Consider the following 26,042-nt stretch of genomic DNA (forward strand, 5'->3'; position numbering starts at 1 on the left):
TCCCACCAGGTATTGCGTGAAGTTTTTAGACCGCCATTGGCGCGGTCATTGGCGCATGGTGCTCATAGCCTTCCAGCGAGAAATCGCTCGGCTCGACCAGCTCCAGCCACTCCGGCTGGTACACACCGGTCTTGGCAAACTCCGGCACGCGGTCGGAGATTTTCAGTTTCGGCATGGCGAACGGCTCGCGCTTGAGCTGTTCGTTGAGCATGTCCAGGTGGTTCTCGTAGACATGCGCATCACCGATGAAATAGGTGAACCAGCGCGGCGTGTAACCGGTCAGGCGCCCGATCAGGCTTAGCAGGGCGGCGCCCTCGGTGAGGTTGAACGGCGTGCCCAGGCCCAGGTCGTTGGAGCGGATGTACAGGGTCAGGGAGATCTCTTTGGTCTCGACGTTCGGGTGGAACTGGTACAGCAGATGACATGGCGGCAGGGCCATTTCATCGAGCTGGGCGACGTTCCAGCCGTGGAACAGAATACGGCGGCTGCCCGGATCCTTGATGATCGTGTCGACGCACTGGCGCACCTGGTCGATGGCTTTGTACAGCACCACATAAGCCTGGCCGTCTTCTTCGCCCTGGGCGATCTGCTTGTAGCCGTTGCTCAGGGTTTGTTCGATGGCGGCGGTGTTGCTCAGCGGGATCTGCTTGTACGCCGGCCATTTGCGCCATTGCACGCCGTAGATTTCGCCGAGGTCGTCTTCGCCCTGACGGAACGGGTTGGCCAGCCATTGCGCATTTTCGTTGGCGTTCTGATCCCAGACCTTGCAGCCCAGCGCACGGAATTCCGCGGCGTTGTTCACGCCGCGCAGAAAACCGCACATCTCGCCGATGGCCGATTTGAAGGCCATCTTGCGGGTGGTGATCGCCGGAAAGCCTTCCTGCAGATCGAAACGCAGCATCGCACCCGGGAAGCTGATGGTGTTGATACCGGTGCGGTTGGCCTGTTTGGTGCCGTTCTGAATGACGTGCGAGACCAGTTCGAGATATTGCTTCATGAGTTACCTGTGTCCTTTGAGCCCCGGCGTCGCGCGCCGGGGTTCGTAGTTTAAGCGGTCGGCGCGAGCGGCGCTGCCGGCGCACGACGATAGGCCAGCCAGATCAGGAACAGACCGCCGACGATCATCGGTACGCACAGCACCTGACCCATGGTCAGCCAGTTCCAGGCCAGGTAGCCCAGTTGCGCGTCCGGAACGCGGACGAACTCGACAATAAAACGGAAAATTCCGTAAAAAAGCGCGAACATGCCGGATACGGCCATGGTCGGACGCGGTTTACGCGAGAACAACCACAGGATCAGGAACAGCGCCACGCCTTCGAGCGCGAACTGATACAGCTGCGACGGGTGACGCGGCAGCTGCGCCGGATCGCTGAACGGCGGGAAGATCATCGCCCACGGCACGTCGGTCGGCTTGCCCCACAGCTCGGCGTTGATGAAGTTGCCGATACGCCCGGCACCCAGACCGATCGGCACCATCGGCGCAACAAAGTCCATCAGTTGGAAGAAGGTCTTGCCGTTACGCTTGCCGAACCACAGCGCGGCGAGCATCACCCCGATGAATCCGCCATGGAACGACATGCCGCCCTTCCACACTTCGAAAATCAGCGTCGGGTTGGCGATGTAGGCGCTCAGATCATAGAACAGCACGTAACCCAGACGTCCACCGACAATCACCCCCATCGACAGCCAGAACACCAGATCGGAGAGCTTCTCCTTGGTCCAGGTCGGGTCGAAACGGTTGAGCCGGCTCGACGCCAGCAGCCATGCGCCGCCGATGCCGACGAGGTACATCAGGCCGTACCAGTGGATTTTCAGCGGACCGATGGCCAGGGCCACCGGGTCGATCTGCGGGTAAGGCAGCATTGCGACTCCTCGTTAGAGTTGAAACCAAAATTCCCGGGCGACGCTGCCACCTCAGGATTAAGCCAGGATTGCGGCCCGTTCTGACCCAGCGGATCAGAGCAGGAAATTCAGGCCCACGCAGAACAGCAAAGCGGCGAACAGCCGTTTCAGCAAGCGCGGCGACAATCTGTGGGCCAGGCGCGCGCCGAGACGGGCGAACACCATGCTGGTCAGGGCAATGCCCAGCAGCGCCGGCAAATAGACAAAACCGAGACTATGCGGCGGCAACAGCGGATCATGCCAGCCCAGAATCATGAAACTTAACGCACTCGCCACAGCAATCGGCAAGCCACAGGCCGACGACGTTGCCACCGCCTGCTGCATCGGCACGCTGCGCCAGGTCAGGAACGGCACGGTCAGCGAACCGCCGCCGATTCCGAAAATCGCCGAGGCCCAGCCGATCACACTGCCGGCCACGGTCAGACCGAGTTTGCCCGGCACCGTTCGACTGGCCTTGGGTTTGACCTCCAGCGCCAGTTGCACGGCAATCACCAAGGCGAACACGCCGATGATCTTCTGCAGGTTCGGCCCGGAAATCGCCTCGGCCGTCAGCGCCCCAAAACCGGCGCCGAGCAGAATACCCACGGTCATCCACATGAAGATCGGCCAGCGCACCGCACCACGTCGATGGTGTTCACGCACGGCGTTGACCGAAGTGAAGATGATGGTCGCCAGCGATGTCCCTACCGCCAGGTGCGTGAGGATCGACTGATCGAATCCCTGCAAGGTAAAACTGAACACCAGCACCGGGACAATAATGATCCCGCCGCCCACCCCGAACAGCCCGGCCAGCACGCCCGCACAGGCGCCCAACGCCAGATAGAGCAGAAATTCCATGACCGTCTCCCAGACGCATCCCCAAAACCGGAGCGGCATGGTAACGGATGCATGCCCTTTGGCTCCACTGACGATGGATGCACGGACGCCGACTGCGTAGAGTGAGCAGAAAACACACAAGGACCACCTTATGTGCCTGATCGTTTTCGCCTGGCGCCCGGGCCATGCCCAGCCGCTGATCGTCGCGGCCAACCGTGACGAGTTCTACGCCCGCCCGAGCCTGCCGCTGGCGCCATGGGCCGACGCGCCGCATGTGCATGCCGGCCGCGATCTTGAGGCTGGCGGCACGTGGCTGGGGATTGGTGCCAACGGACGTTTCGCCGCACTGACCAATATCCGCGACCCGCACCAGCCGCCGGCGCGCAAGTCACGAGGGGAACTGGTGGCGCGGTTTCTCACGGGCGATGCGTCGATTGATGATTACTTAAGCGATGTGGTCGCGCGCTCGCCGGAGTACGCCGGGTTCAACCTGCTGCTGGGTAATGCCCATGAGCTGTGGCACTTCAATGCGCGGACGTCGGAACCGGTGATGCTCGAACCGGGCGTCTACGGGCTATCGAATGCCGGGCTGGATACGCCGTGGCCGAAGTTGCTCAAGGCCAAGGTGGCCCTGAGCGCGGTCTTGGATGATCCGCAGCCTGCGCGACTGCTGGGGTTACTGAGCGATGCGCAGACCGCGCCGTTTAACGAATTGCCGGACACCGGGGTCGGGCTGGCCACTGAATCACTGCTGTCGAGTGTGTTTATTGCCAGTCAAAGTTACGGGACACGGGCGAGTACGGCGTTGATCGTGCAGGCGGACGGCACGCGGCGGATGGTCGAGCGCAGCTTTGGGCCGTATGGCGGGCATTTGGGCGAGGTGGAGATTGCTGTTTAGCAGCGTTTGAACTGACGCCTTCGCGAGCAAGCCCGCTCCCACATTCGACCACATTCCAAAGGTAGAACTCGGTCAAATGTGGGAGCGGGCTTGCTCGCGAAGAGGCCCACAAGGTTTTAGAGGGCCTTGTTGACCGCCGGCGGATTCATCTTCGACAACCCGAGATTCTTCAGCGCCAGTTGCAGCGAGCTGTGGATCACTTGCGGGTTGTCGATGGTCATCAGCTCGGCCAGCAGATCCTTGGCCTTGCTCAGGTTGATCTGGCGCAGCATCCACTTCACTTTCGGCAAGTTGGTGGCGTTCATCGACAGGCTGTCGAAGCCCATCGCCATCAACAGCACCGCCGCTGCCGGATCACCGGCCATTTCACCGCAGATGCTCACCGGTTTGCCTTCGGCATGCGCGTCGCGCACCACGGTTTGCAGGGCTTGCAGCACCGCCGGGTGCAGGTAGTCGTAGAGGTCGGCCACTCGCGGGTTGTTGCGGTCGACCGCCAGCAGGTACTGGGTCAGGTCGTTGGAGCCGACCGACAGGAAGTCCACCTGCCGCGCCAGCTCCTTGGTCTGGTACACCGCAGCCGGAATTTCAATCATCACCCCGATCGGCGGCATCGGCACGTCGGTGCCTTCGTCGCGCACTTCGCCCCAGGCCCGGTGGATCAGGTGCAAGGCTTCTTCGAGTTCGTGGGTGCCGGAGATCATCGGCAGCAGGATCCGCAGGTTGTTCAGACCTTCGCTGGCCTTGAGCATCGCGCGGGTCTGCACCAGGAAGATTTCCGGGTGATCGAGGGTCACGCGAATCCCGCGCCAGCCGAGGAACGGGTTGTCTTCCTTGATCGGGAAGTACGACAGCGACTTGTCACCGCCGATGTCGAGGCTGCGCATGGTCACCGGTTGCGGATGGAACGCGGCGAGCTGCTCGCGGTAGATCGCCAGCTGTTCCTTTTCACTCGGAAAGCGCTGATTGATCATGAACGGCACTTCGGTGCGGTACAGGCCGACACCTTCGGCGCCGCGCTTCTGCGCCCGCGCCACATCGGCCAGCAGCCCGGTGTTGACCCACAACGGCATGCGATGGCCATCGAGGGTCACGCATGGCAGATCACGCAGGGTGTCGAGGCCCAGCGCCAGTTGTTTCTCTTCTTCGACCACCTCGGCGAACTGCTTGCGCAGCACATCGCTGGGGTTGGTGTAGACCTCGCCGCGGGTGCCATCGACGATCACTTCGATGCCGTCAACCTTGGCGTACGGCAGGTCAACCAGACCCATCACCGTCGGAATGCCCATGGCCCGGGCCAGGATCGCGACGTGGGAGTTACCCGAACCGAGGACCGACACCAGACCGACCAGCGTGCCTTCCGGCACCTCGCCGAGCATCGCCGGCGTCAGCTCTTCGCTGACCAGAATGGTTTTTTCCGGGTAGACCAGGTTCTGCTGACGCTCTTCCTGCAAGTAGGCCAGCAGGCGGCGGCCGAGGTCTTTGACGTCCGACGCACGCTCGCGCAGGTAGGCGTCGTCCATCAGTTCGAAACGGTTGACGTGCTCAGTGACCACCTGACGCAGTGCGCCCTGGGCCCACTGGCCGGTCTTGATCACGGTGGTGATTTCGCTGCCCAGCGAAGCATCGTCAAGCATCATCAGGTAGACGTCGAACAGCGCACGCTCTTCCGGGCGCAGCTGGGTCGCGAGCTTGGCGGACAACGCGCGCATGTCGGCGCGCACGCCTTCGATGGCGGTCTTGAATAGCGCCAGCTCGGCGTCGATGTCGGTGATGGTTTTATCTGGCACAACGTCCAGGTCCGCCGGCGGCAGCATGACCACCGCAGTACCGACCGCCGCACCCGGCGAACCCGGTACGCCGACGAACTTGGCTTCCTGAATGCCCTTGCCCTGACGGCCCAGGCCACGGATCGACCCGGTGGCCTCGGCGTGGGCGATTACGCCGGCGAGCTGCGCGCTCATGGTCACGAGGAAGGCTTCTTCACCTTCATCGAACTGGCGACGTTCTTTCTGCTGGATGACCAACACGCCGACGACGCGGCGGTGGTGAATGATCGGCGCCCCGAGGAACGAGGCGTAGCGCTCCTCGCCGGTCTCGGCGAAGTAGCGGTAGCGCGGGTGATCCGCGGCGTTTTCGAGGTTCAGGGGTTCTTCACGCGTGCCGACCAGACCCACCAGACCTTCGTTGGGTGCCATGCTGACCTTGCCGATCGAGCGCTTGTTCAAGCCCTCGGTGGCCATCAGGACGAAGCGGTTGGTCTCGGGATCAAGCAGGTAGACCGAGCAGACCTGGCTGCCCATGGCCTCTTTGACGCGCAACACAATAATCCCCAACGCCGCCTTGAGATCCTTGGCGGAGTTAACTTCCTGGACGATCTTGCGCAGCGTATTGAGCATGGCTCGGGGTCGAACTCCGTCGTCAGTCGCGCGCTAAAAGGCGCGGGGCAAGCTCTTTGAGGGCGCGTCGATACACCTCGCGCTTGAATGTCACCACCTGGCCCAACGGATACCAATAACTGACCCAGCGCCAGCCATCGAACTCCGGTTTACCGGTCAAATCCATCCGCACCCGCTGCTCGTTGGAGATCAGGCGCAGGAGAAACCATTTCTGCTTCTGGCCGATGCACAGCGGTTGGCTGTGGGTACGCACCAGACGTTGCGGCAAACGATAGCGCAACCAGCCACGAGTACAGGCCAGTATTTCAACATCTTCACGTTCCAGGCCAACTTCTTCGTTCAGCTCGCGGTACAAGGCGTCTTCCGGCGTCTCCTCGGGGTTGATTCCCCCTTGTGGAAACTGCCAGGCATCTTGATTGATACGGCGAGCCCATAGCACCTGGCCGGCGTCATTCGTCAGAATGATCCCGACATTGGGGCGGAAACCATCGGGGTCGATCACGGCAACAACCTCGCAAACGCATGTCGCCGCATTGTTCCACAAAGCTTGATAAGGCGGCAACGAAGGTTCCTACCTTATGTGCACTCTTGTGAAAAGACCGTATTCTTGTCGCCTTTTTACTGACTTTTCAGCGGGTAACTGCAATGCGCCTGGCTCTATTCGATTTGGACAACACCCTTCTGGGCGGCGACAGCGATCACGCTTGGGGCGACTATCTGTGCGAACGCGGCTTCCTCGACCCGGTTGCATACAAGCAGCGTAACGACGAGTTCTATCAGGATTACCTGGCCGGCCAACTGGATAACGCCGCGTACCTGAACTTCTGCCTGGAAATCCTCGGCCGCACCGAAATGGCTGTGCTTGAGCAGTGGCATAACGATTACATGCGCGACTGCATCGAGCCGATCGTGCTGCCCAAGGCGCTGGAACTGCTCAAACAGCACCGCGACGCCGGCGACAAACTGGTGATCATCACCGCCACCAACCGCTTCGTCACCGCTCCGATTGCCGTGCGCCTGGGCGTTGAAACCCTGATCGCCACCGAGTGCGAGATAGTCGATGGCCGCTACACCGGGCGCAGCACCGACATTCCGTGCTTCCGTGAGGGCAAGGTGACGCGTCTGAATCGTTGGCTCGAAGAAACCGGGTATTCGCTGGATGACAGCTATTTCTATAGCGATTCGATGAATGACCTGCCGCTGCTGGAGCAGGTGGCGAACCCGGTGGCGGTGGATCCGGATCCGAATCTGCGGGCCGAGGCCGAGAAGCGCGGGTGGCCAGTGATTTCGTTGCGCGACTGATTACGCCTTCGCGAGCAAGCCCGCTCCCACAGGAGATGGTGTTCACAACACCAATCCAATGTGGGAGGGGGCTTGCTCCCGAATGGGCTTGACTCGGTGTGAAGCCTTAAACAGGCTTGGCGCCCATCAACCCGGCAATGGCGATAAAGCAGACAAAGCTGAATAACGCCAAGGCAAAAGTGAACCTGCCAACCCAGCCCGGCGCCTTGCGCAAGCGATTCAACCGCACCAGCAACCAGAACCACGCCAGCGCCGCCACGGTGTACAGCACGCTGGAAGCCAGCAGCCAGGTCTGCCCCAGCGGCCAGCCGACCAGATGCACCATGCCCCAGCCGGTAAACGGCATGCTCAACAGCGCCAGGCCCATCAACAGCCAGATGAACACCCGTGGCCGTTGCAAGGTGCGGCTGCCAGCCGCTGCATCACCTTTGCGGCGCGCCAGAAAAACCCAGACTCCCAAACCCAGCGCACTGGCCAGCAACACCACGGTGGCGACCATGTGCGCGGTTTTCAGGGCAGTTAACGTTTCCATTGTTCGATTTCCTCAGGGCCTGCCCATCAGCGTAGCCGCTCAGCCAAGAAACAACTGATAGGCCGGGTTTTCGCTTTCATCCCAATATGGGTAACCGATTTCTTCCAGCGCCGCCGGCACCAGATGACGCTCGTCATGCGGGACTTGCAGGCCCGCGACCACCCGGCCGTCTGCCGCGCCATGGTTGCGATAGTGGAACATCGAGATGTTCCAGCGCCCGCCGAGCTTGTTGAGAAAGTTGAACAGCGCGCCCGGACGCTCCGGGAATTCGAAGCGAAACACCACTTCGTCGATCACGTGCGCCGCGTGGCCGCCGACCATGTGGCGGATGTGCAACTTGGCCAGTTCGTTGTCGGTCAGGTCGAGTACCGGGAAGCCCTGCTCGGTCAGGCTCGCCAGCAGTGCGCTGCGTGGGTCGTTTTCCGGGTGAGTCTGCACGCCGACGAAGATGTGCGCTTCGCTGCCGGTGTTGTAGCGGTAGTTGAATTCGGTGATCTGGCGCTTGCCGATCGCTTCGCAAAACGCCTTGAAGCTGCCGGCCTGCTCCGGGATGGTCACGGCGATGATCGCTTCACGGCCCTCGCCCAGCTCGGCGCGCTCGGCGACGTGGCGCAGGCGATCGAAGTTGACGTTGGCCCCGGAGTCGATGGCGACGAAGGTCTGGCCGCTGACGCCGCGCAGCTCGACGTACTTCTTGATCCCGGCCACGCCCAAGGCGCCGGCAGGTTCGGTGATCGAGCGGGTATCGTCGTAGATATCCTTGATTGCCGCGCAGATCTCGTCGGTGCTGACGGTGATGACTTCGTCGACATAGTCTTTGCAGATATCAAATGTGTGCTGGCCGATCTGCGCCACGGCCACGCCGTCGGCGAAGATGCCCACGGTCGGCAGCACCACGCGCTCGCCGGCGGCCATGGCCGCTTGCAGGCAGTTGGAGTCGTCCGGCTCGACGCCGATGACCTTGATGTCCGGACGCAGGTATTTCACGTACGCCGCAATACCGGCAATCAGACCGCCGCCGCCGACCGGCACGAAAATCGCGTCCAGCGGTTGCGGGTGCTGACGCAGAATTTCCATCGCCACGGTGCCCTGCCCGGCAATGGTGTGTGGATCGTCGTACGGGTGGATGTAGACGTAGCCCTTTTCATCGACCAGTTTCAGCGAGTAGGCCAGGGCTTCCGGGAACGAATCACCGTGCAGCACCACTTTGCCGCCGCGCGAACGCACGCCTTCGACCTTGATCTCCGGGGTGGTCTTGGGCATCACGATGGTCGCTTTCACGCCCAGCACTTTCGCCGCCAACGCCAGACCCTGCGCATGGTTGCCCGCAGACGCGGTGACCACGCCACGGGCGCGTTCTTCGTCAGTCAGCTGGGTCAACTTGTTGTACGCGCCGCGAATCTTGAACGAGAACACCGGCTGCAAGTCTTCACGCTTGAGCCAGATGTCATTGCCCAGCCGCTCGGAGAGCTGGCGAGCGTTCTGCAGCGGGGTTTCTACGGCAACGTCATAAACGCGCGAGGTGAGGATCTTTTTGACGTACTGTTCGAGCATCGGAAAGCATCACTGGCGATTGGGCGGGGCCGACGAGTCTAACCCGGCTTTTGGGCGCACGACCACACTGAACAGGGGGTTTTAGCTGGGGCGAACAGTTTGTGATGTAAACCTCATTGTGGTGAGGGGATTTATCCCCGATCGGCGGCGCAGCCGTCGTCAACCTGAGAGCGCAATATTTGGGAGGAGTGCTGGGGAGCGCTTCGCCCTCCATCGGGGATAAATCCCCTCACCACAGGAGTGTTTCCCCCTGCCTTGTCGCGGGGCCTATAATGCCGGCCTTTCCGTTCTCACCTTGCCCGCTTCCGGAGCCCGCATGACCCAGGATCAACTCAAACAGGCAGTGGCTCAGGCCGCCGTCGACTTCATCCTTCCGAAACTCGACGACAAGAGCATCGTCGGGGTCGGCACCGGCTCCACCGCCAACTGCTTCATCGATGCACTGGCCCAGCACAAGGGCGCGTTCGATGGCGCGGTTGCCAGCTCCGAAGCCACTGCCGCACGCCTCAAGGGCCACGGGATTCCGGTGTATGAGCTGAACACGGTCAGCGACCTGGAGTTCTACGTCGACGGCGCCGACGAGAGCGACGCGCACCTGAACCTGATCAAGGGTGGCGGCGCCGCCCTGACTCGCGAAAAGATCGTCGCGGCCGTGGCCAAAACCTTCATCTGCATCGCCGACGCCAGCAAACTGGTGCCGGTGCTGGGCGAATTCCCGCTGCCGGTCGAAGTGATCCCGATGGCTCGCAGCCACGTGGCCCGTCAACTGGTGAAACTGGGCGGCGACCCGGTGTACCGCGAAGGCGTGCTGACCGACAACGGCAACATCATCCTCGACGTGTTCAACCTGCAGATCACCAACCCGGTGGAGCTGGAAGCGCAGATCAACGCGATCGTCGGCGTGGTCACCAATGGCCTGTTCGCGGCGCGTCCGGCGGATCTGTTGCTGCTGGGCACCAGCGAAGGTGTGAAAACCCTGAAGGCTGAGTAAGCCCGGCCGCCCCATTCTTGAGGGTAATTGCGTTACCCCCTGTGGGAGCGGGCTTGCTCGCGAATGCGGTGTGTCAGATACATTAATTTGTCTGATACACCGCATTCGCGAGCAAGCCCGCTCCCACATTTGGTTTTTTGGGGTGTCAGTCAGTTTTGCGCAGGTTTCTTGAAGACGTAAAACAAGTTCGGTTCACTCACCAGATACAACGTCCCGTCGTCATCCATCGCAATGCCTTCGGCTTGCGGCACCCTCTTCTGCAAACCCTGCCGCCCCTTGTTCAGTGACAGTGTGCTCAACGGCCGCCCGTCCACATCCAGCTCCAGAATCAGCCCCGACTCGTCGGACAGCGCCAGCAAATGGCCGCTGCGCTCGTCGTATTGCAGGCTCGACAGATCGCGCACGAACATCCCGGCATCGCGCTTGGGGTTGTTGATCACGTGTACCGCGTAGGACTTTTCCGGATTGAAGTGCGGAAAACCGTGCACCTCATAAATCAGCATGGGGTCACGTTCCTTGGCGACGAACAGGCGCTTGCCCACCGAGTCATACGCCAAGCCTTCGAAGCCCTTGTTGCCGCTCATGTGCACGCCCAGAGTCATCTGTTCAGCGTCCGCCGCATCAAGGAACGTGGTGTCCCGCTCCAGATGCACCTTGATCAGGCGTTGCTGGCGCTCGTCGGTGATCACATAGGTGTCGGCGCTGATGAACTCCACCGCTTCAGGATCGCCGAAGCCGATCAGCGCGATGCGCCGCAGGATTTTGCCGTCGAGGGACAACTCGACCAACTCGGCATTCTTGTTGGTCACGGTGAACAGGCTTTTGCGCACCGGATCGTAGGTCAGCGCCGAGACATCGTCGTTCAGGCCGTCGATGATCCTGGCCTCGACCTCGACCCGGTATTGATCCAGACCAATGGCCTCGCTGCTCAACGGCTGCCACAAGGTATGCAGATTGAACCAGGCGCGCTCGAACAGGCGCAGGTATTGGCCGATCGCGATCAACACGATCAGGACAACAACCGACAGGATGATAAACAGGGGCTTGGGGCGGGCAAGTCGACGCATTCAGGCAGGCTCGGGATCAAAACAGGCGGATGAAATATCACGCCTGTCTGAACTGAAGCTTAATGGCCACTTGCCTCAGGCCACAAGACAACCCTGCGGCAGCTCCTACATGAGGATTAGTGAAAGGTGGTTATTTCTGCTTTTCGAAGCGATAGAACAGGTTCGGCTCGCTGACCATGTACAGCGTACCGGCGTCGTCCATGGTCACGCCTTCGGCACGGGGAATGGTGTCCTTCAAACCATTGAAGCCGCCAAGCAGGGTCATGAAGCTGACCTGCTCGCCCTTCTCGTCCAGTTCCAGCAACAGGTGCGAGTCGGCCGACAGCACCAGGGTGTGGCCGGTACGCGGGTCGATGGCCAGTGCCGAGAGGTTGCGAATGTCCAGTTCATCATTGGCCAGCTTCTGCTTGTCGCCCTTGAGGATCTGGCTGCCGTCGCTTTTCCAGGTGAACAGCGCTGGCGGCCGCTCTTCGCCCAGCAGCAACTGCTGGTTGCGCGGATCCCAGGTGATCGCCTCAAAGGCCTTGTTCTGGTTCTTCGACGGGCCGAGGTCGTATTTCGGGAAGTCGGCGATATTCAGCTCGCGGGTGTTGGCATCGACCTTGACGATGGTCAGCAGGTGTTCGCGCTCATCGACGATCGCCATCAGGCCGTTTTCCATCACGGTCACGCCCTCCGGATTGCTCCAGCCCACCAGCGGCATCTTGCGCAGCACATCACCCTGCAGGGTCAGTTCGACCAGAAACGGATTCTTGCCCATCACCGAAAACAGGGTTTTGGTCTGCGGGTTGTAGGACAGGTCCGAGGCCTCGTCCTTTTCCATGCCCGGCAGCAGTTTGCCGTCGATCACCGCCCGATAATCCGGCAACCAGATGCTTGCCTTCTGCTCAGCCTGAGTCTCGAGTCGCTCGCGCAGCCACAGCAGGCCACGGTCGTCCCAATGCATGATGTGCGCCACGCCATAAACGACAGCGAGCACCAGCAACAGCCAGACATACCAGCGCAGGGCAAAACGTGAACGACGGGAAGTTTTGAGCTGAGTTTGAGCGGACATCAGGGACGCGTTCCGAATATTCAGGCTATGGGTAATAGCACAAAGAGGCCGGCTCAGACGCCAGAATGAGAGGAATTATCCGGACAGAATGTGAAAAAAACGGCAAATGACGGGATTGTCGTGTGCTGCCAACCTTCTTCAGGACACCACAAAGCGATGTGGGAGCGAGCACTGTGGTGAGGGGATTTATCCCCGATGGGCTGCGAAGCGGCCCCAAAAACTGGGACTGCTGCGCAGGCCATCGGGGATAAATCCCCTCACCACAACAGGCTCGCTCCCACAGGGTGTTACGGTTTCGCGATTAACGTACGCTGCTGCTGAAGCTGCTCGCGCCAACCAGTTCCAGCACGATGTCGTCGCCGACATTCAGCGGGCCGACGCCCACTGGCGTGCCGGTGAGGATCACGTCGCCGGCCTGCAGCGAGAAGCAGCCGGCCATGTGCTGGATCATCGGCACGATCGGGTTGAGCATCGCGCTGCTGTTGCCGTCCTGGCGTACTTCGCCGTTGATGGTCAGGCGAATGCCGATGTCGGTCAGGTCAGGGAAAGTGCTGCCGACCACGAACGGGGCAATCACCGCCGCGCCGTCGAACGACTTGGCGATTTCCCATGGCAGGCCCTTGGACTTGAGCTCGGCCTGCTTGTCACGCAGGGTCAGGTCCAGCGCCGGGGCGAACCCGGAGATCGCGTCGAGCACTTCTTCACGGCTCGGCTTAGTCGACAGCGGCTTGCCGATCAACACGGCGATTTCCGCTTCGTAGTGCACCGAACCGCGCTCGGTCGGAATGCTGAAACCGCCTTCCAGTGGCACCACGCAACTGCCTGGCTTGATGAACAGCAACGGCTCGGTAGGCACCGGGTTGTCCAGTTCCTTGGCGTGTTCGGCGTAATTACGGCCAATGCACACCACTTTCCCGATCGGGAAGTGAATGCGCGTGCCGTCGACGTACTGGTGCTGATAGCTCATTTACCGACTCCTGCCTTCATTGATTCATCAGGGATTGCCAATCAAACCGCGAAGATCTTGCCCGGGTTCATGATGCCGTTCGGGTCGAACACCGCTTTGACCGCTTTCATGTACTCGATTTCGACCGGAGAACGGCTGTAGGTCAAGTAGTCGCGCTTGGTCATGCCCACGCCGTGCTCGGCGGAGATCGAACCGTTATATTTCTCGACGGTTTCGAACACCCACTTGTTGACGGTCGCGCACTTGGCGAAGAACTCGTCCTTGCTCAGGTTATCCGGCTTGAGGATATTCAAGTGCAGGTTGCCGTCGCCGATGTGGCCGAACCAGACAATTTCGAAGTCCGGGTAGTATTCGCCGACGATCGCGTCGATTTCCTGCAGGAATGCCGGGACTTTCGACACGGTGACCGAGATGTCGTTCTTGTACGGCGTCCAGTGCGAGATGGTCTCGGAGATGTACTCGCGCAGCTTCCACAGGTTCTGCAGCTGGGTTTCGCTCTGGCTCATCACACCGTCCAGCACCCAGCCTTGCTCGACGCAGTGTTCGAAGGTTTCCAGCGCCGTGTTGGCCACTTCTTCGCTGGTCGCTTCGAATTCCAGCAATGCGTAGAACGGGCACTCGGTTTCGAACGGCGCCGGTACGTCGCCACGCCCCAGCACTTTGGCCAGGGCCTTGTCGGAGAAGAATTCGAACGCGGTCAGATCAAGCTTGCCCTGGAAGGCGTGGAGCACCGGCATGATCGAGTCGAAGTCGGCGGTGCCGAGGACCATGGCGGTCAGGTTTTTCGGTGCGCGATCCAGACGCATGGTCGCTTCGACCACAAAGCCGAGGGTGCCTTCGGCGCCGATGAACAGCTGGCGCAGGTCGTAGCCGGTGGCGTTCTTGATCAGGTCCTTGTTCAGCTCCAGCACATCGCCCTTGCCGGTGACCACTTTCAGGCCGGCGACCCAGTTACGGGTCATGCCGTAACGAATCACCTTGATCCCGCCGGCATTGGTGCCGATATTGCCGCCAATCTGGCTGGAACCGGCCGAAGCGAAGTCCACCGGGTAGTACAGGCCGTTTTCTTCGGCGACGTTCTGCAGGTGCTCGGTGACCACGCCCGGCTGACACACGGCGGTGCGGTCAGTGAGGTTCACGTCGAGAATCTGGTTCATGTAGTCGAACGACACTACCACTTCGCCATTAGCGGCAACGGCAGCGGCAGAAAGACCGGTTCGCCCGCCGGATGGCACCAGCGCCACTTTGTGGGTATTGGCCCAACGGACAATGGCCTGCACCTGTTCGATGGTCTTGGGAAACACTATGGCGCACGGCGCGGGCGCGAAGTGCTTGGTCCAATCCTTGCCGTACGCGTTCAGGGAGTCGGCGTCGGTCAGGACCTTGCCAGGCTCGACCAGGGTCTTCAGTTCATCAATCAGGGCAGGATTGGTCATCGACAGAACTCTCGAACAATTCATGGTCATCCTGAAGACGCTTCACGTCGCAGGAATGAGTGTTTAGCGGGGTGGCTATGCTAGCATACCGACCCCGCAGGCCAGTGCCCAAGGCCAGTTCTGCGGTGACGGCTTTCTTGTCGTCCAGGTCAATGTCTGTTGACCATTTCCTGCCATTTTTCTCCGGGATACAGGTTTACGCAGATGAGCAAGACTTCTCTCGATAAGAGCAAGATCAAGTTCCTTCTTCTCGAAGGCGTCCACCAATCGGCTGTCGACGTCCTCAAGGCGGCGGGCTACACCAGCATCGAATACCTGACAGGCTCCTTGCCGGAAGCCGAGCTCAAGGAAAAGATCGCTGATGCTCACTTCATCGGCATTCGTTCGCGCACCCAACTGACCGAAGAGATCTTCGATCACGCGAAGAAGCTGGTCGCGGTCGGCTGTTTCTGCATCGGCACCAACCAGGTTGACCTGAGTGCTGCCCGCGAGCGCGGCATCGCCGTGTTCAACGCGCCGTACTCCAACACCCGCTCCGTCGCGGAACTGGTGTTGGCCGAAGCGATCCTGCTGCTGCGCGGCATCCCTGAGAAAAACGCTTCCTGCCACCGTGGCGGCTGGATCAAATCCGCAGCCAACTCCTTCGAGATCCGTGGCAAGAAACTCGGCATCGTCGGCTACGGCTCGATCGGTACGCAGCTGTCGGTTCTGGCGGAAGGCTTAGGGATGCAGGTGTTCTTCTACGACACCGTGACCAAGCTGCCGCTGGGCAACGCCACTCAGGTCGGCAACCTGCACGAGCTGCTGGGCATGTCCGACATCGTCACCCTGCACGTTCCGGAAACCGCGGCGACCCAGTGGATGATCGGCGAGAAGGAAATCCGCGCCATCAAGAAGGGCGGCATCCTGATCAACGCCGCGCGCGGCACCGTGGTCGAGCTGGACGCCCTGGCGGACGCGATCAAGGACAAGCACCTGATCGGCGCGGCCATCGACGTGTTCCCGGTGGAGCCACGCTCCAACGACGAAGAGTTCGAAAGCCCGCTGCGTGGCCTGGACAACGTGATCCTGACCCCGCACATCGGTGGTTCGACTGCCGAAGCGCAAGCCAACATCGGTCTGGAAGTGGCGGAAAAACTGGTCAAGTACAGCGACAACGGTACTTCGGTGTCGTCGGTGAACTTCCCGGAAGTGGCCCTGCCGGCCCACCCTGGCAAGCACCGCCTGCTGCACATCCACGAGAACATCCCGGGTGTGATGAGCGAGATCAACAAGGTCTTCGCCGAAAACGGTATCAACATCTCCGGTCAGTTCCTGCAGACCAACGAGAAAGTCGGTTACGTGGTGATCGACGTCGACGCCGAGTACTCGGAGCTGGCGCAAGAGAAGCTGCAACACGTCAACGGTACTATCCGTAGCCGCGTGTTGTTCTGATCCGACGCTGAGCGACAAAAAAAGGGAGCCTTCGGGCTCCCTTTTTCATGCGTGCGAAAACGTCATTCGACGTTGACGGTGATCTTTTTCGACACGATCGGCGGATCGAACGCCATGTGGCCGCTGTCGCCCAGCTCCAGTTGCAAGGTGTGCTTGCCCGGGGCCAGTTTGATCGTGGCCTCGGTCTGTGCCTTGCCGAAGTGCATGTGGTTGGCGTCGGTCGGCACGACGGAACCGGCCGGAACGATTTCCTTGGCATCAATCAGCAGGTGATGGTGTCCGGTGTTTTTGGTGACGTCACCGGCGGGTGCCAGCGCAACGTCCTTGACCCCGAACTTGACCTTGAACTCCTGAGAAACCGTGGCCCCGTCTTCGGGAGAAACGATGAACACTTCGGCGCCTTTGGGTGCCGGGGTCGCTGCACTGGCCAGCATTGAAACACCCATCAACAGGCCAGCCAAGGCTGCTCGTGACATAAACGTTTTCATTCTCTTCTCCAGTTTTTCCGTAAAATCCGCGCGGTCATGACAACTTCATGACCATTCGTTGTCGAAGGCACTCGACAACCATAGCAAAGCGAGCCTGACTCAGAGCATCGCAATAATGACTTCAAAGGAGTGACCATGCGCTTTCTGCCTGGCCTGATCTGCCTGCTACCCCTTCTGAGCCCTCTGGCTCACGCCGAACTGATTGATGACGTCAACGACCGTGGCGAGTTGCGCATTGCCCTTGAGGCTAATACACCGCCCTTCAATTTCAAGGATGGCGACACACTCACGGGGTTCGAGGTCGAGCTTGGGCAACTGCTGGCCAACGAGCTGGATGTGCGCGCCGACTTCATCGTCACCGACGAAGCCGACCTGCTCCAGGGCGTTGAAAGCGGCAAGTACGACGTTGCGCTCAACCACATAGCACTGACACCTGAACTCAAGGATCGTTTCGACGTCAGCGAGCCTTACGGCAAGGTCGATTCGCAGCTGCTGGCGAAGAAGGATGAGCAGCCTCGACCGATGGTGCTGGTACAGGCGCTGACCGAGGAGAAGCCGAAGGCGGCGGTGCCGGTGGAGTTGGCGATTCCGTTTCAGAAGGGTAATCCGGCGTTTCAGGCCAGTCTTGCGAGCGCGATGGAGCGGATCAAGGCAGATGGGCGATTGGCGGCGTTGTCCGAGAAGTGGTTTAAACCTTAAAAGCCCCTCACCCTAGCCCTCTCCCGGAGGGAGAGGGGACTGAATGGGGAATGTTGCAGAAATACGCCGACCTGAAATGGATGTATCGATCCGAAATCGACTGGCCATTGCTTTGCCGAATCCACAATCGCCAAGGTCTTTCAGGTCGATGGACAGCGCCAGACACCTCGGTCGGCCCCCTCTCCCCTTGGGAGAGGGCTGGGGTGAGGGCAACAATTGCGGATCAGTCCAAAGCAGCCAGGGCCAGTGCGGCTTGTGGCAGTTCGAGTTCACTGAAGACTTCAACCCCATGGCGTTTAAGCAGCGCCGCCGTAACGCCTTCTCCCGAGACCTTCACCCCACTGAACGTCCCGTCATAGGTCAGCAAGTTTCCGCAGGAAGGACTGTTGGCCTTGAGCACCGCAACGCGGATGTCATGCTTTTGCACCAGCGCCAGCGCTTGCCGCGCACCATCGAGAAACTGCGCGCTGACGTCCTCGCCTTCGGTGGTGATCACCGCCGCCGTGCCATCGAGCACTTCGGCGCCCTGCCCGCCGGGGATTTCCGCCGCAGCACGCGGGGTTGGCAAACCGCCAGCCACTTCGGGACACAGCGGCACCACACGGCCCTCGACGATCCACTGTTCGAGCAGATCGAACGGCCCGCTGGCCCCGCCGTCGTAACGCACGCGGTGGCCCAACAGGCAGCGGCTGACCAGAATCTTCTGCATATCAGAACGGCTCGTTGCCACGGCGACGGAACCAGCCGGTCAGCGACAGGCGTTCGCGGTGCGCCGGCAGCACTTCATGCGGCACCTCGCCGGAGAGGAACACCACCAGACAGCCGCCGGTGGGTTGCACGTCGTGGACGCGCTCATCGTCCAGGTACATGCGCAGCTGACCGCCGTCTTCCGGCAACCACGCGTCATTGAGGTAGACCACCACCGAAACCATGCGCCGGTCATCGTCGCGAAAACGGTCAACGTGCTTACGGTAAAACGCGCCCGGCGGATACAGGGCGAAGTGGCACTCGAAATCCTCGAGCCCGAGGAACAGCCCGCGATTGAGCGCCTCGCGCAGGCTTTCCATCAGGTTCAGATAACGGTCGCTGGCCTCGGCCTGGCCCGGGTCGATCCACTGGATGTGGTCGCCACGAATACCCTCGCGAATCTCTGAAAACGGCCCACGGCCTACCGCTGCCGGCGCCAGTTCACCCTCGGCCTCACGTTTGCGGCACTCGGCCGCCAGCTCGCGGGTCAAACCTGCGGGCAGGAAAATGTTCTGCTGCGACCAGCCGTGTTCGGCCAGGTCGTCGACGATGCGTAACAGCAGCGGGTGTTCAGAGGATATTTGCATGGCGCGCATAGTATGCCGGCGGCAGGAAATCCGACAGAGCCACGCAGCGGCTTGCTACGAATTCTCGACAAGTACCGGCACCGCACGGAGAATAGTCCGCTGCTGACAGGAGTCCCTATGCGCCGTTTGCTTTTTTCACTGTTGATGTTCTGCGTTTTGCCCGCCTGGGCGGACGGCCACGATCAGCTGTACAAGATCGCCGGCTGGCCAGATCAACGTGCGCATTTCAATGATGCCCTGAGTGCCGCGCAGCAGCGCTACCAGAACAACCTGCCGCCGGCGGTGTTTCAAGCCCTGGTCAACAACAGCAACCAGCGCTTCGCCCCCCAAGCCATGGATCAGCGTGCCGAAGCGCAATTGCGCCAGCACCTGGCCGATCCACAACCGGCGCTGACGTTCTTTCAATCGCCGCTGGGCAAGAAAATCGTCGCCGCTGAATTGCTCGCCACCCGTCGCGATCAACTGGCGAAGAACGCCAAGGGCCTGCCGAAGATGCAGGCCAGCGACAGCCGCCTGCTGATCATCGGCCATCTGGCGCAAGCGCTGCCGGCGCGCGAGGCCGGCGCCGAAGTCAGTCTGGCAATTGCGGGGGTGGCGGCGGACAGTTTGAGTTCGATGATTCCCGGTCTGCTCGGCGGCGGTCAGGCGCAAGGCATGTTGAACGGTCAGCGCCAGCGCTTGATGGAGCAGATCGGTGCCGATTTGAACAACACGCTGCTCTACGTTTATCGCGATCTGTCGGATGACGAACTGGAGCAGTTCGCGACCTTCGCCGAGTCCAGCGAGGGCAAGGCGTATTACCAGGCGGCGCTGGCGGCGATTCGGGCGGGGTTGGCGGTGGGGCAAAGCTCCTCGAACCTTGGTCAGTGATCTTTATTGCCTGACCGGCCGCCTTCGCGAGCAAGCCCGCTCCCACAGGTGATCGCGGTTTCATGTGGGAGCGGGCTTGCTCGCGAAGAGGCCCTTACAAACACTATAAATTTCTGCCCCTGATCCGCTTGTTCAGAAACTCGAAATACTCCTCGCGCATTTCCAGCGTCTCGTTCGCCAGATGATGCCGCGCCTCCGGCAGCAGCAGAATCTGCGGCCGGTCGAACTTCCACTTCAGTACCTGCAAGTTGTGCTGCCAGTCCACGGTCATGTCCGCCTGCCCCTGAATGATCAGCGGCCGTCGCGGACTTTTTTTCGCGTGTTCCACACGGATGATCCAGCGCGACAGCGCACCGACCCACGCCGTCGGCAAGCGTTTGGGCTGCAACGGATCGGCCTGCAGAAACGGCAGGAAATCCGGGTCGTTGGAGTTCTCGCTGAAGCGCCGGGTGACGCCCCGCACGAAAGGCCTCAGCAGGTAATAACTGAGCTGCGACCAGCCCCAGGCGCGCGGACGCACCAGCGGCGCCAGCAGAATCAACTGGCCCTGCGCCGGACTGTTCTCGCCATGGTTGAGCACATGATCGACGACGATCGCGCCGCCAGTGCTTTGTCCGCACAGATGCCAGGGTTGCGGCAGGGCAATCGAACTGGCTTCAGCGAACAACGCCTGCAACGTGTCCTGATATTCGGAGAAGTCGCGGATGCTCGCCCGCGGTCCACTCGACAAACCATGGCCCGGCAAGTCGCAGGCGATGACGGCAAAATCCTGATCCAGCGCCCACTCGATCACATGCCGATACAGCCCGGTGTGATCGTAAAAACCGTGCAGCAGAAACAGCGTGCCCTTGACCTTCTCCGGCCACCAGCAATGGCTGACCAGCTCATAACCGTCCACCTCGAACCGGCCCATGCCGCGCCAGACATCGCGCTCGGGAAAGTCGGTCTGATAGAACCGCTGATACGCCTTAGCTTCGTCCGACAACGGCTGCCACTGGGCCAAAGGCTTGAGGCTGGCGCGTAAATGATCGGCATCGAAAGTGTCAGGCATGCGGGTATTCCAAAGCGGTAAACAGACTTTATCGGCCTGCGATATTCATCTGTTGCGGCAAGCATGGCAAGCTAGCCCCCCTTCGAGGATCGAAAAACCATGCGCTCGCCCTACCGCACCGCACTGTTTGCCAGCCTGCTCGCGCTTGTGTGTGCCGGGGTGCTGTGGGCGGCGTACGACTGGTTTCAGGGACGCTATCTGCGCGCGTTCAGTCAGCACACCGCGGTGTTTTCCGGGGATCCGTTGCGCCTGCCGGATGAACTGGCCGGCCCCGGCAAAATCCGTCTCGTGCACTTCTGGGACCCGGCCTGCCCGTGCAACGTCGGCAATCAACAGCACCTGATCGAGATGGTCGAGCAGTACGGCGCGCGCGGTGTGGAATTCTTCGCCGTGCAGCGCGCCGGCTCCCACGGCCAGTTACCCGCCCCCCTGAGCAATCTGAAAACCATCGCGGTATTGCCCGGTTCCGAGCAGATCCCGGCCAGCCCCGCCGTGGCGATCTGGGACCGCAGCGGCAAACTGGCGTACTTCGGCCCCTACAGCGAAGGGCTGACCTGCAATTCCAGCAACAGTTTTATCGAACCGATCCTCAATGCCCTGACCGAAGATCGCCCGGTCAACGCCACGCACACCCTGGCGGTCGGGTGTTATTGCCCGTGGCCGGTGCTGGCGCAGTAAGGCATTCCGGACTTTTCGAGGACAGCGATGCACGGCACGGAAGGTCTGTGCTAATTGTTTGCAGCCCGACGGGCGGCAATCCCGCATGCACAAGGAGTCACCATGAAACGCGTCTTCACCGTTCTTGCCTTGCTCATCGTTGTCCTGCTCGCCGGTGTCGGCGGGTACGTCTATAGCAAGCAACCGACGCGTCAGGGCCAGGTGGAGCTGCGCAATCTGCAAGGCTCGGTGACCGTGCGCTATGACGTTCGCGGGGTGCCGCACATTCGTGCCGAGAACGAAACCGACCTATATCGCGCCCTCGGTTACGTGCATGCCCAGGACCGACTGTTCCAGATGGAAGCCATGCGCCGCCTGGCCCGCGGCGAGCTGGCCGAAGTGCTCGGGCCGAAGCTGCTCGACACCGACAAACTGTTCCGCAGCCTGCGCATTCGCGAACGCGCCGCCCGTTATGTCGCCAGTCTCGATAAGCAGTCACCGGCGTGGAAGGCCCTGCAAGCCTATCTGGACGGCATCAACCAATATCAGGACAGCCACGCCGCGCCGATCGAGTTCGACGTGCTGGGCATCCCCAAGCGGCCGTTCACCGCCGAAGACAGCATCAGCGTCGCCGGTTACATGGCCTACAGCTTTGCCGCCGCGTTTCGCACCGAGCCACTGCTGACCTACGTGCGCGATCAACTCGGCGCTGATTACCTCAACGTCTTCGACCTCGACTGGCAGCCCAAAGGCGTGCTCGTCAAAGGTCAGGCCAAGAAGTCGCCGACCCTCGCCGCCGGTGACTGGCAAGACCTCAACGCCCTCGCCCGCCTCAGCGAGCAGGCGCTGATTGAAAACGGCCTGCCGCAATTCGAAGGCAGCAACGCCTGGGTGATCGCCGGCAGCCGTAGCCAGAGCGGCAAACCGCTGCTGGCCGGTGACCCGCACATTCGCTTCTCGGTGCCGTCGGTGTGGTACGAGGCGCAACTGTCGGCGCCGGGCTTTGAGCTCTACGGCCATCATCAGGCACTGGTGCCGTTCGCGTTCCTGGGGCACAACCTCGATTTCGGCTGGAGCCTGACCATGTTCCAGAACGACGATCTGGATCTGATCGCCGAGAAGGTCAACCCGGACAACCCGAATCAGGTCTGGTACCACGGCCAGTGGACCGATCTGGTCAGCTCCGAGCAGCAGATCGCGGTGAAGGGCCAGACGCCGGTGACGCTGACCTTGCGCCAGTCGCCCCACGGCCCGATCGTCAACGACGCCCTCGGCACTGCCGCCGGTAAAACGCCGATCGCCATGTGGTGGGCGTTTCTCGAAACGCCGAACCCGATCCTCGAAGGTTTCTACCAGCTCAACCGCGCCGACACCCTGGCCAAGGCCCGTGCGGCGGCAGCCAAGGTGCAGGCGCCGGGGCTGAACATCGTCTACGCCAACGCCAAGGGTGACATTGCATGGTGGGCCTCGGCGCTGTTGCCGAAACGCCCGGCCGGGGTAAAGCCGGAGTTCATTCTCGACGGCAGCAGCAATCAGGCGGACAAGGACGGCTACTACCCGTTCAGCGCCAACCCGCAGGAAGAAAACCCGGCGCGCGGCTACATCGTCTCGGCCAACTTCCAGCCGCTGTCGCCGACCGGAATGGAAATCCCCGGTTACTACAACCTCGCCGATCGCGGCCAGCAGCTCAACCGCCAGCTCAGCGACAAGAGCGTGAAATGGAGCAACGAGGCCAACCAGAAGCTGCAACTGGGCACCACCACCGCCTACGGCCCGCGTACCCTGGCGCCATTGCTGCCGGTGTTGCGGGAAGTGGTGAGCGATCCGGCGCAACTGAAACTGGTCGAGCAACTGGCGCAGTGGCAAGGCGACTATCCGCTGGATTCGGTCAACGCCACAGTGTTCAACCAGTTCCTCTACGATCTCGCCGATGCGGCGATGCGTGATGAGCTGGGCAACGATTTCTTCGAGACCCTGCTGTCGACCCGAGTGATCGATGCCGCCCTGCCGCGCCTGGCGGCGAATGCGGACTCGCCGTGGTGGGACAACCGCAACACACCGAACAAGGAGACTCGCGCCGACGTCGTCAAAGCGGCGTGGCAGGCGAGCATGGTGCACCTGAAACAGACCCTCGGCGACAACCCGCCCGACTGGCAATGGGGCACGGCGCACACCCTGACCCACGGTCATCCGTTGGGTCAGCAGAAGCCGCTGGACCGGATCGTCAATGTCGGGCCGTTCGCTGCGCCCGGCAGTCATGAAGTGCCGAACAATCTCTCGGCCAAGCTCGGCCCGGCGCCATGGCCGGTGACCTATGGACCTTCGACGCGGCGCCTGGTGGACTTCGCCGACCCGGCGCACAGCCTGACCATCAACCCGGTCGGCCAGAGCGGTGTGCCGTTCGACAGCCATTACGACGATCAGGCCGAGGAGTACGTCGAGGGGATGTATGTGCAGGCGCATTTCAGCGAGGAAGAGGTGACGGCCAATACCCGTAGTACCTTGAAGCTGTTGCCGGCGCGGGCTGCCCAATAGTTCTCGGTTAGCCGGACGGGCCCTATCGCGAGCAGGCTCACTCCTACAGGGGAACGCATTCCAATTGTAGGAGTGAGCCTGCTCGCGATGGGGCCCGCCAACTCAACACATCTCTCAGAGCATCAACGCAAAATTCAACCGAAACTGCTGCGGCGTCACGCCCAATCGACGGTTGAACACACTGCGCATGTGCTGCGCATCGCGAAACCCGCACTGATAGGCCACGGTCTTCAGCGGTGCCGTGGTGCTTTCCAGCAGCACCCGCGCCGCATCCACTCGCGCACTTTCGACGAACTCTGCCGGGGTGACCCTGGCCTCGCGGGCGAACACCCGGGAGAAATTGCGCGCACTCATGTTCGCCGCATTCGCCAGATCGGCAATCGTCAAATCCCCGGTGAGGTTGGCCAGCACATACAACTGCACCATCGCCACCGCTGACGTCGACTCCGCATGCGGTGTGAGGAACGGGCTGAACTGCGATTGCCCGCCGGAGCGCTGGGTGAACACCACCAGTCGCTTGGCCACACTCAGCGCCACTTCAGCGCCGTGATCGCGGGCCAGCAGGTACAACGACAGATCGATCCCGGCGGTGACCCCGGCTGAGGTGTAGAGCGCACCGTCCTCGACGTACAGGCGATCGGCCTCGACTTGAGTCGATGGACACAACTGTGCCAAGGCTTCGGCATCGTTCCAGTGGGTGGTCACGGTGCGCCCTTCCAGCAGTCCCGCCCGCGCCAGCATGAACGCGCCGTTGCAGATCGAGCCAAAGCGCCGCGCACGGGTGCAGGCCTCGCGCAGCCAGGTGTCGAAGCTTTTACCGAAATCCATGAACGGCAACTGCGGGCCGCCGGCGACGAGCAGCAGGTCCCAAGCGTCGAGCGCTTCGCTGAAGTGCCGGTGAGCACTGAGGTTCAACCCGTTGGAGCAGGCCATCGGCCCGCGTTCGAGGCCGATCACCTCCAGTTGATAGTGATCCTCGGGCGGCAGAAACCGGTTGGCCTCGGCGAACACATCCATCGGCCCGCTGACATCCAGCGCCTGCACGCCGGGAAATACCACGATGGCGATGGTTTTGTTCATAAGCCTCCAATGTCCTCAATGCCTGTGGCAAACACAAATCCCTGTGGGAGCGGGCTTGCTCGCGAAAGGGCCCTTACATTCAACTTATCTGTTGAATGACACACCGCTTTCGCGAGCAAGCCCGCTCCCACATGGGCCGTGCCTGCCTTGTTGATTGAGCCAACCCTAGCCAATCCAGGTTCAACAAGCGAGGTTGGCACGATTTGCAGGTCGATTGGCAAGGATCGCAGCCATGCGTTGATTGTCCGTTTAGTGCCTCGGGGAACAGACTCCATCCATCAGCGCCACGACGGCGTTTTCGACGAGGAAACACCTTATGAGCACGACCATTGCCGGCATCAAAATCCCCGACAGCGCCCTCGCCCGGGCCACCACCGAGTACATTCGCGACATCGAATCCGACCTGCTCTACCACCACTCGCGCCGGGTGTTTCTGTTCGGCGCATTGAGCGGCGAGCGCCAACAACTGGCCTACAACCCGGAGCTGCTGTACGTCGGCGCGATGTTCCACGACCTCGGTCTGGTCGAGGGCTATCGCAGTGCTGACGAGCGTTTCGAAGTGGATGGCGCCAACGCGGCCGCGGCGTTTCTCAAACCGTACGGGCTGAGCGATGACGACATCGAGCAAGTCTGGCTGTCGATTGCCCTGCACACCACGCCAGGCGTGCCAAAGCACTTGCGGCCGACCGTCGCGCTGGTCACCGCCGGGGTCGAGATGGACGTGCTGGGCATGGATTACGCGGCGTTCAGCAGCACCCAGCGCGAGGCGGTGGTGCATGCGCATCCACGCGGGGAAGGTTTCAAGGAGTGCATCATCTGCGCGTTTGCCGACGGCTTGCGCCATCGTCCGCAGACCACGTTTGGCAACGTGAAGACCGATGTGCTGGTGGATCAGGAGCCGGGGTTCAAGCCGATGAATTTTGTTGAGGTCATCCGCCAATCTCCCTGGACTGCCTAATACCCAATGTGGGGGTGTGCC

The 26,042-nt window shown here is 61.4% G+C and carries 25 protein-coding genes; 9 read left to right on the forward strand and 16 right to left on the reverse strand.

Annotated elements, in window-relative coordinates; all coding sequences use genetic code 11:
* Positions 1–25: 25 nt before the first annotated feature.
* The 3 genes from KCG87_RS01345 to KCG87_RS01355 form a co-directional block, all read right to left on the reverse strand.
* Entirely contained in the window at positions 26–997 is a 972-nt protein-coding gene (locus tag KCG87_RS01345; RefSeq protein WP_047596629.1) for a thymidylate synthase, read from the reverse strand.
* A 50-nt stretch (positions 998–1,047) separates the two neighbouring features.
* Entirely contained in the window at positions 1,048–1,863 is an 816-nt protein-coding gene (lgt, locus tag KCG87_RS01350) for a prolipoprotein diacylglyceryl transferase (protein WP_007965581.1), read from the reverse strand.
* A 93-nt stretch (positions 1,864–1,956) separates the two neighbouring features.
* On the reverse strand, positions 1,957–2,739 hold the full coding sequence (locus KCG87_RS01355) for a sulfite exporter TauE/SafE family protein (protein ID WP_027610537.1): 783 nt from the start codon (positions 2,737–2,739) through the stop codon (positions 1,957–1,959).
* 130 nt (positions 2,740–2,869) lie between these two features.
* Between KCG87_RS01355 and KCG87_RS01360 the strand changes: the two genes are divergently transcribed.
* Positions 2,870–3,616, forward strand: a complete 747-nt coding sequence (locus KCG87_RS01360) for an NRDE family protein (RefSeq protein ID WP_210556406.1) — start codon at positions 2,870–2,872, stop codon at positions 3,614–3,616.
* A gap of 116 nt (positions 3,617–3,732) precedes the next feature.
* Here the strand turns inward: KCG87_RS01360 and ptsP are convergent, their stop codons facing one another.
* Together ptsP and KCG87_RS01370 are read right to left on the reverse strand one after the other, a co-directional pair.
* Positions 3,733–6,012 carry a phosphoenolpyruvate--protein phosphotransferase gene (ptsP, locus tag KCG87_RS01365; RefSeq protein ID WP_064589690.1) on the reverse strand — a complete coding sequence of 760 codons (2,280 nt, stop codon included), beginning with the start codon at positions 6,010–6,012 and terminating at the stop codon, positions 3,733–3,735.
* A 22-nt stretch (positions 6,013–6,034) separates the two neighbouring features.
* Positions 6,035–6,514 carry an RNA pyrophosphohydrolase gene (locus KCG87_RS01370; protein WP_003229203.1) on the reverse strand — a complete coding sequence of 160 codons (480 nt, stop codon included), beginning with the start codon at positions 6,512–6,514 and terminating at the stop codon, positions 6,035–6,037.
* Positions 6,515–6,657: 143 nt separating this feature from the next.
* Here KCG87_RS01370 and KCG87_RS01375 point away from each other — a divergent pair, with 143 nt between their 5' ends.
* The gene (locus tag KCG87_RS01375) at positions 6,658–7,314 is read left to right on the forward strand and encodes an HAD family hydrolase (protein WP_210556404.1); all 657 of its coding nucleotides are present in this window, start codon (positions 6,658–6,660) and stop codon (positions 7,312–7,314) included.
* Between the two features lie 106 nt (positions 7,315–7,420).
* Here the strand turns inward: KCG87_RS01375 and KCG87_RS01380 are convergent, their stop codons facing one another.
* Together KCG87_RS01380 and ilvA are read right to left on the reverse strand one after the other, a co-directional pair.
* Positions 7,421–7,846, reverse strand: a complete 426-nt coding sequence (locus tag KCG87_RS01380) for a DUF2269 domain-containing protein (protein WP_210556402.1) — start codon at positions 7,844–7,846, stop codon at positions 7,421–7,423.
* Between the two features lie 39 nt (positions 7,847–7,885).
* Positions 7,886–9,400, reverse strand: coding sequence for a threonine ammonia-lyase, biosynthetic (gene ilvA, locus KCG87_RS01385; protein WP_027610533.1), 1,515 nt, complete (start codon positions 9,398–9,400; stop codon positions 7,886–7,888).
* A gap of 316 nt (positions 9,401–9,716) precedes the next feature.
* Here ilvA and rpiA point away from each other — a divergent pair, with 316 nt between their 5' ends.
* Positions 9,717–10,391 (forward strand): ribose-5-phosphate isomerase RpiA, encoded by a 675-nt coding sequence (rpiA, locus tag KCG87_RS01390; protein WP_007913886.1) that lies wholly within the window; start codon positions 9,717–9,719, stop codon positions 10,389–10,391.
* 149 nt (positions 10,392–10,540) lie between these two features.
* Here rpiA and KCG87_RS01395 read toward each other — a convergent pair whose 3' ends face one another.
* The 4 genes from KCG87_RS01395 to KCG87_RS01410 form a co-directional block, all read right to left on the reverse strand.
* On the reverse strand, positions 10,541–11,458 hold the full coding sequence (locus KCG87_RS01395) for an SdiA-regulated domain-containing protein (protein ID WP_210556400.1): 918 nt from the start codon (positions 11,456–11,458) through the stop codon (positions 10,541–10,543).
* A 130-nt stretch (positions 11,459–11,588) separates the two neighbouring features.
* The gene (locus tag KCG87_RS01400; RefSeq protein WP_210556398.1) at positions 11,589–12,512 is read right to left on the reverse strand and encodes an SdiA-regulated domain-containing protein; all 924 of its coding nucleotides are present in this window, start codon (positions 12,510–12,512) and stop codon (positions 11,589–11,591) included.
* A gap of 301 nt (positions 12,513–12,813) precedes the next feature.
* Positions 12,814–13,479: a fumarylacetoacetate hydrolase family protein gene (locus KCG87_RS01405; RefSeq protein ID WP_027610530.1), complete on the reverse strand. Its 666-nt coding sequence runs from the start codon at positions 13,477–13,479 to the stop codon at positions 12,814–12,816.
* Between the two features lie 41 nt (positions 13,480–13,520).
* Positions 13,521–14,915 (reverse strand): FAD-binding oxidoreductase, encoded by a 1,395-nt coding sequence (locus tag KCG87_RS01410; protein ID WP_210556396.1) that lies wholly within the window; start codon positions 14,913–14,915, stop codon positions 13,521–13,523.
* Between the two features lie 204 nt (positions 14,916–15,119).
* Here KCG87_RS01410 and serA point away from each other — a divergent pair, with 204 nt between their 5' ends.
* Complete coding sequence (gene serA, locus KCG87_RS01415) at positions 15,120–16,349, forward strand: phosphoglycerate dehydrogenase (protein WP_003229219.1); 1,230 nt, start codon at positions 15,120–15,122, stop codon at positions 16,347–16,349.
* 62 nt (positions 16,350–16,411) lie between these two features.
* Here serA and KCG87_RS01420 read toward each other — a convergent pair whose 3' ends face one another.
* Complete coding sequence (locus KCG87_RS01420) at positions 16,412–16,837, reverse strand: DUF4399 domain-containing protein (RefSeq protein WP_134784903.1); 426 nt, start codon at positions 16,835–16,837, stop codon at positions 16,412–16,414.
* A 135-nt stretch (positions 16,838–16,972) separates the two neighbouring features.
* On the opposite strand from KCG87_RS01420, the gene KCG87_RS01425 reads away from it, so the two are divergent.
* Positions 16,973–17,536 (forward strand): transporter substrate-binding domain-containing protein, encoded by a 564-nt coding sequence (locus KCG87_RS01425; RefSeq protein ID WP_098966133.1) that lies wholly within the window; start codon positions 16,973–16,975, stop codon positions 17,534–17,536.
* A 223-nt stretch (positions 17,537–17,759) separates the two neighbouring features.
* On the opposite strand, the gene KCG87_RS01430 is transcribed toward KCG87_RS01425, so the two are convergent.
* Positions 17,760–18,245, reverse strand: a complete 486-nt coding sequence (locus KCG87_RS01430; protein ID WP_210556394.1) for a DUF523 domain-containing protein — start codon at positions 18,243–18,245, stop codon at positions 17,760–17,762.
* Position 18,246: 1 nt separating this feature from the next.
* Positions 18,247–18,879, reverse strand: coding sequence for a 2OG-Fe(II) oxygenase (locus KCG87_RS01435; protein ID WP_210556392.1), 633 nt, complete (start codon positions 18,877–18,879; stop codon positions 18,247–18,249).
* Between the two features lie 108 nt (positions 18,880–18,987).
* On the opposite strand from KCG87_RS01435, the gene KCG87_RS01440 reads away from it, so the two are divergent.
* On the forward strand, positions 18,988–19,740 hold the full coding sequence (locus KCG87_RS01440) for a DUF2059 domain-containing protein (protein WP_097088904.1): 753 nt from the start codon (positions 18,988–18,990) through the stop codon (positions 19,738–19,740).
* Between the two features lie 103 nt (positions 19,741–19,843).
* On the opposite strand, the gene KCG87_RS01445 is transcribed toward KCG87_RS01440, so the two are convergent.
* Positions 19,844–20,791: an alpha/beta hydrolase gene (locus KCG87_RS01445; protein ID WP_210556390.1), complete on the reverse strand. Its 948-nt coding sequence runs from the start codon at positions 20,789–20,791 to the stop codon at positions 19,844–19,846.
* Positions 20,792–20,890: 99 nt separating this feature from the next.
* Between KCG87_RS01445 and KCG87_RS01450 the strand changes: the two genes are divergently transcribed.
* On the forward strand, positions 20,891–21,469 hold the full coding sequence (locus KCG87_RS01450) for a DUF6436 domain-containing protein (RefSeq protein ID WP_210556388.1): 579 nt from the start codon (positions 20,891–20,893) through the stop codon (positions 21,467–21,469).
* Positions 21,470–21,571: 102 nt separating this feature from the next.
* Positions 21,572–23,983, forward strand: coding sequence for a penicillin acylase family protein (locus tag KCG87_RS01455; RefSeq protein WP_210556386.1), 2,412 nt, complete (start codon positions 21,572–21,574; stop codon positions 23,981–23,983).
* Positions 23,984–24,097: 114 nt separating this feature from the next.
* On the opposite strand, the gene KCG87_RS01460 is transcribed toward KCG87_RS01455, so the two are convergent.
* The gene (locus tag KCG87_RS01460) at positions 24,098–25,063 is read right to left on the reverse strand and encodes a GlxA family transcriptional regulator (protein WP_210556384.1); all 966 of its coding nucleotides are present in this window, start codon (positions 25,061–25,063) and stop codon (positions 24,098–24,100) included.
* Between the two features lie 316 nt (positions 25,064–25,379).
* Between KCG87_RS01460 and KCG87_RS01465 the strand changes: the two genes are divergently transcribed.
* The gene (locus KCG87_RS01465) at positions 25,380–26,021 is read left to right on the forward strand and encodes an HD domain-containing protein (protein ID WP_027610519.1); all 642 of its coding nucleotides are present in this window, start codon (positions 25,380–25,382) and stop codon (positions 26,019–26,021) included.
* The last annotated feature ends 21 nt before the right edge of the window (positions 26,022–26,042 follow it).

The organism is Pseudomonas sp. MWU347, assembly GCF_017947305.1.
GTDB lineage: Bacteria > Pseudomonadota > Gammaproteobacteria > Pseudomonadales > Pseudomonadaceae > Aquipseudomonas > Aquipseudomonas putida_A.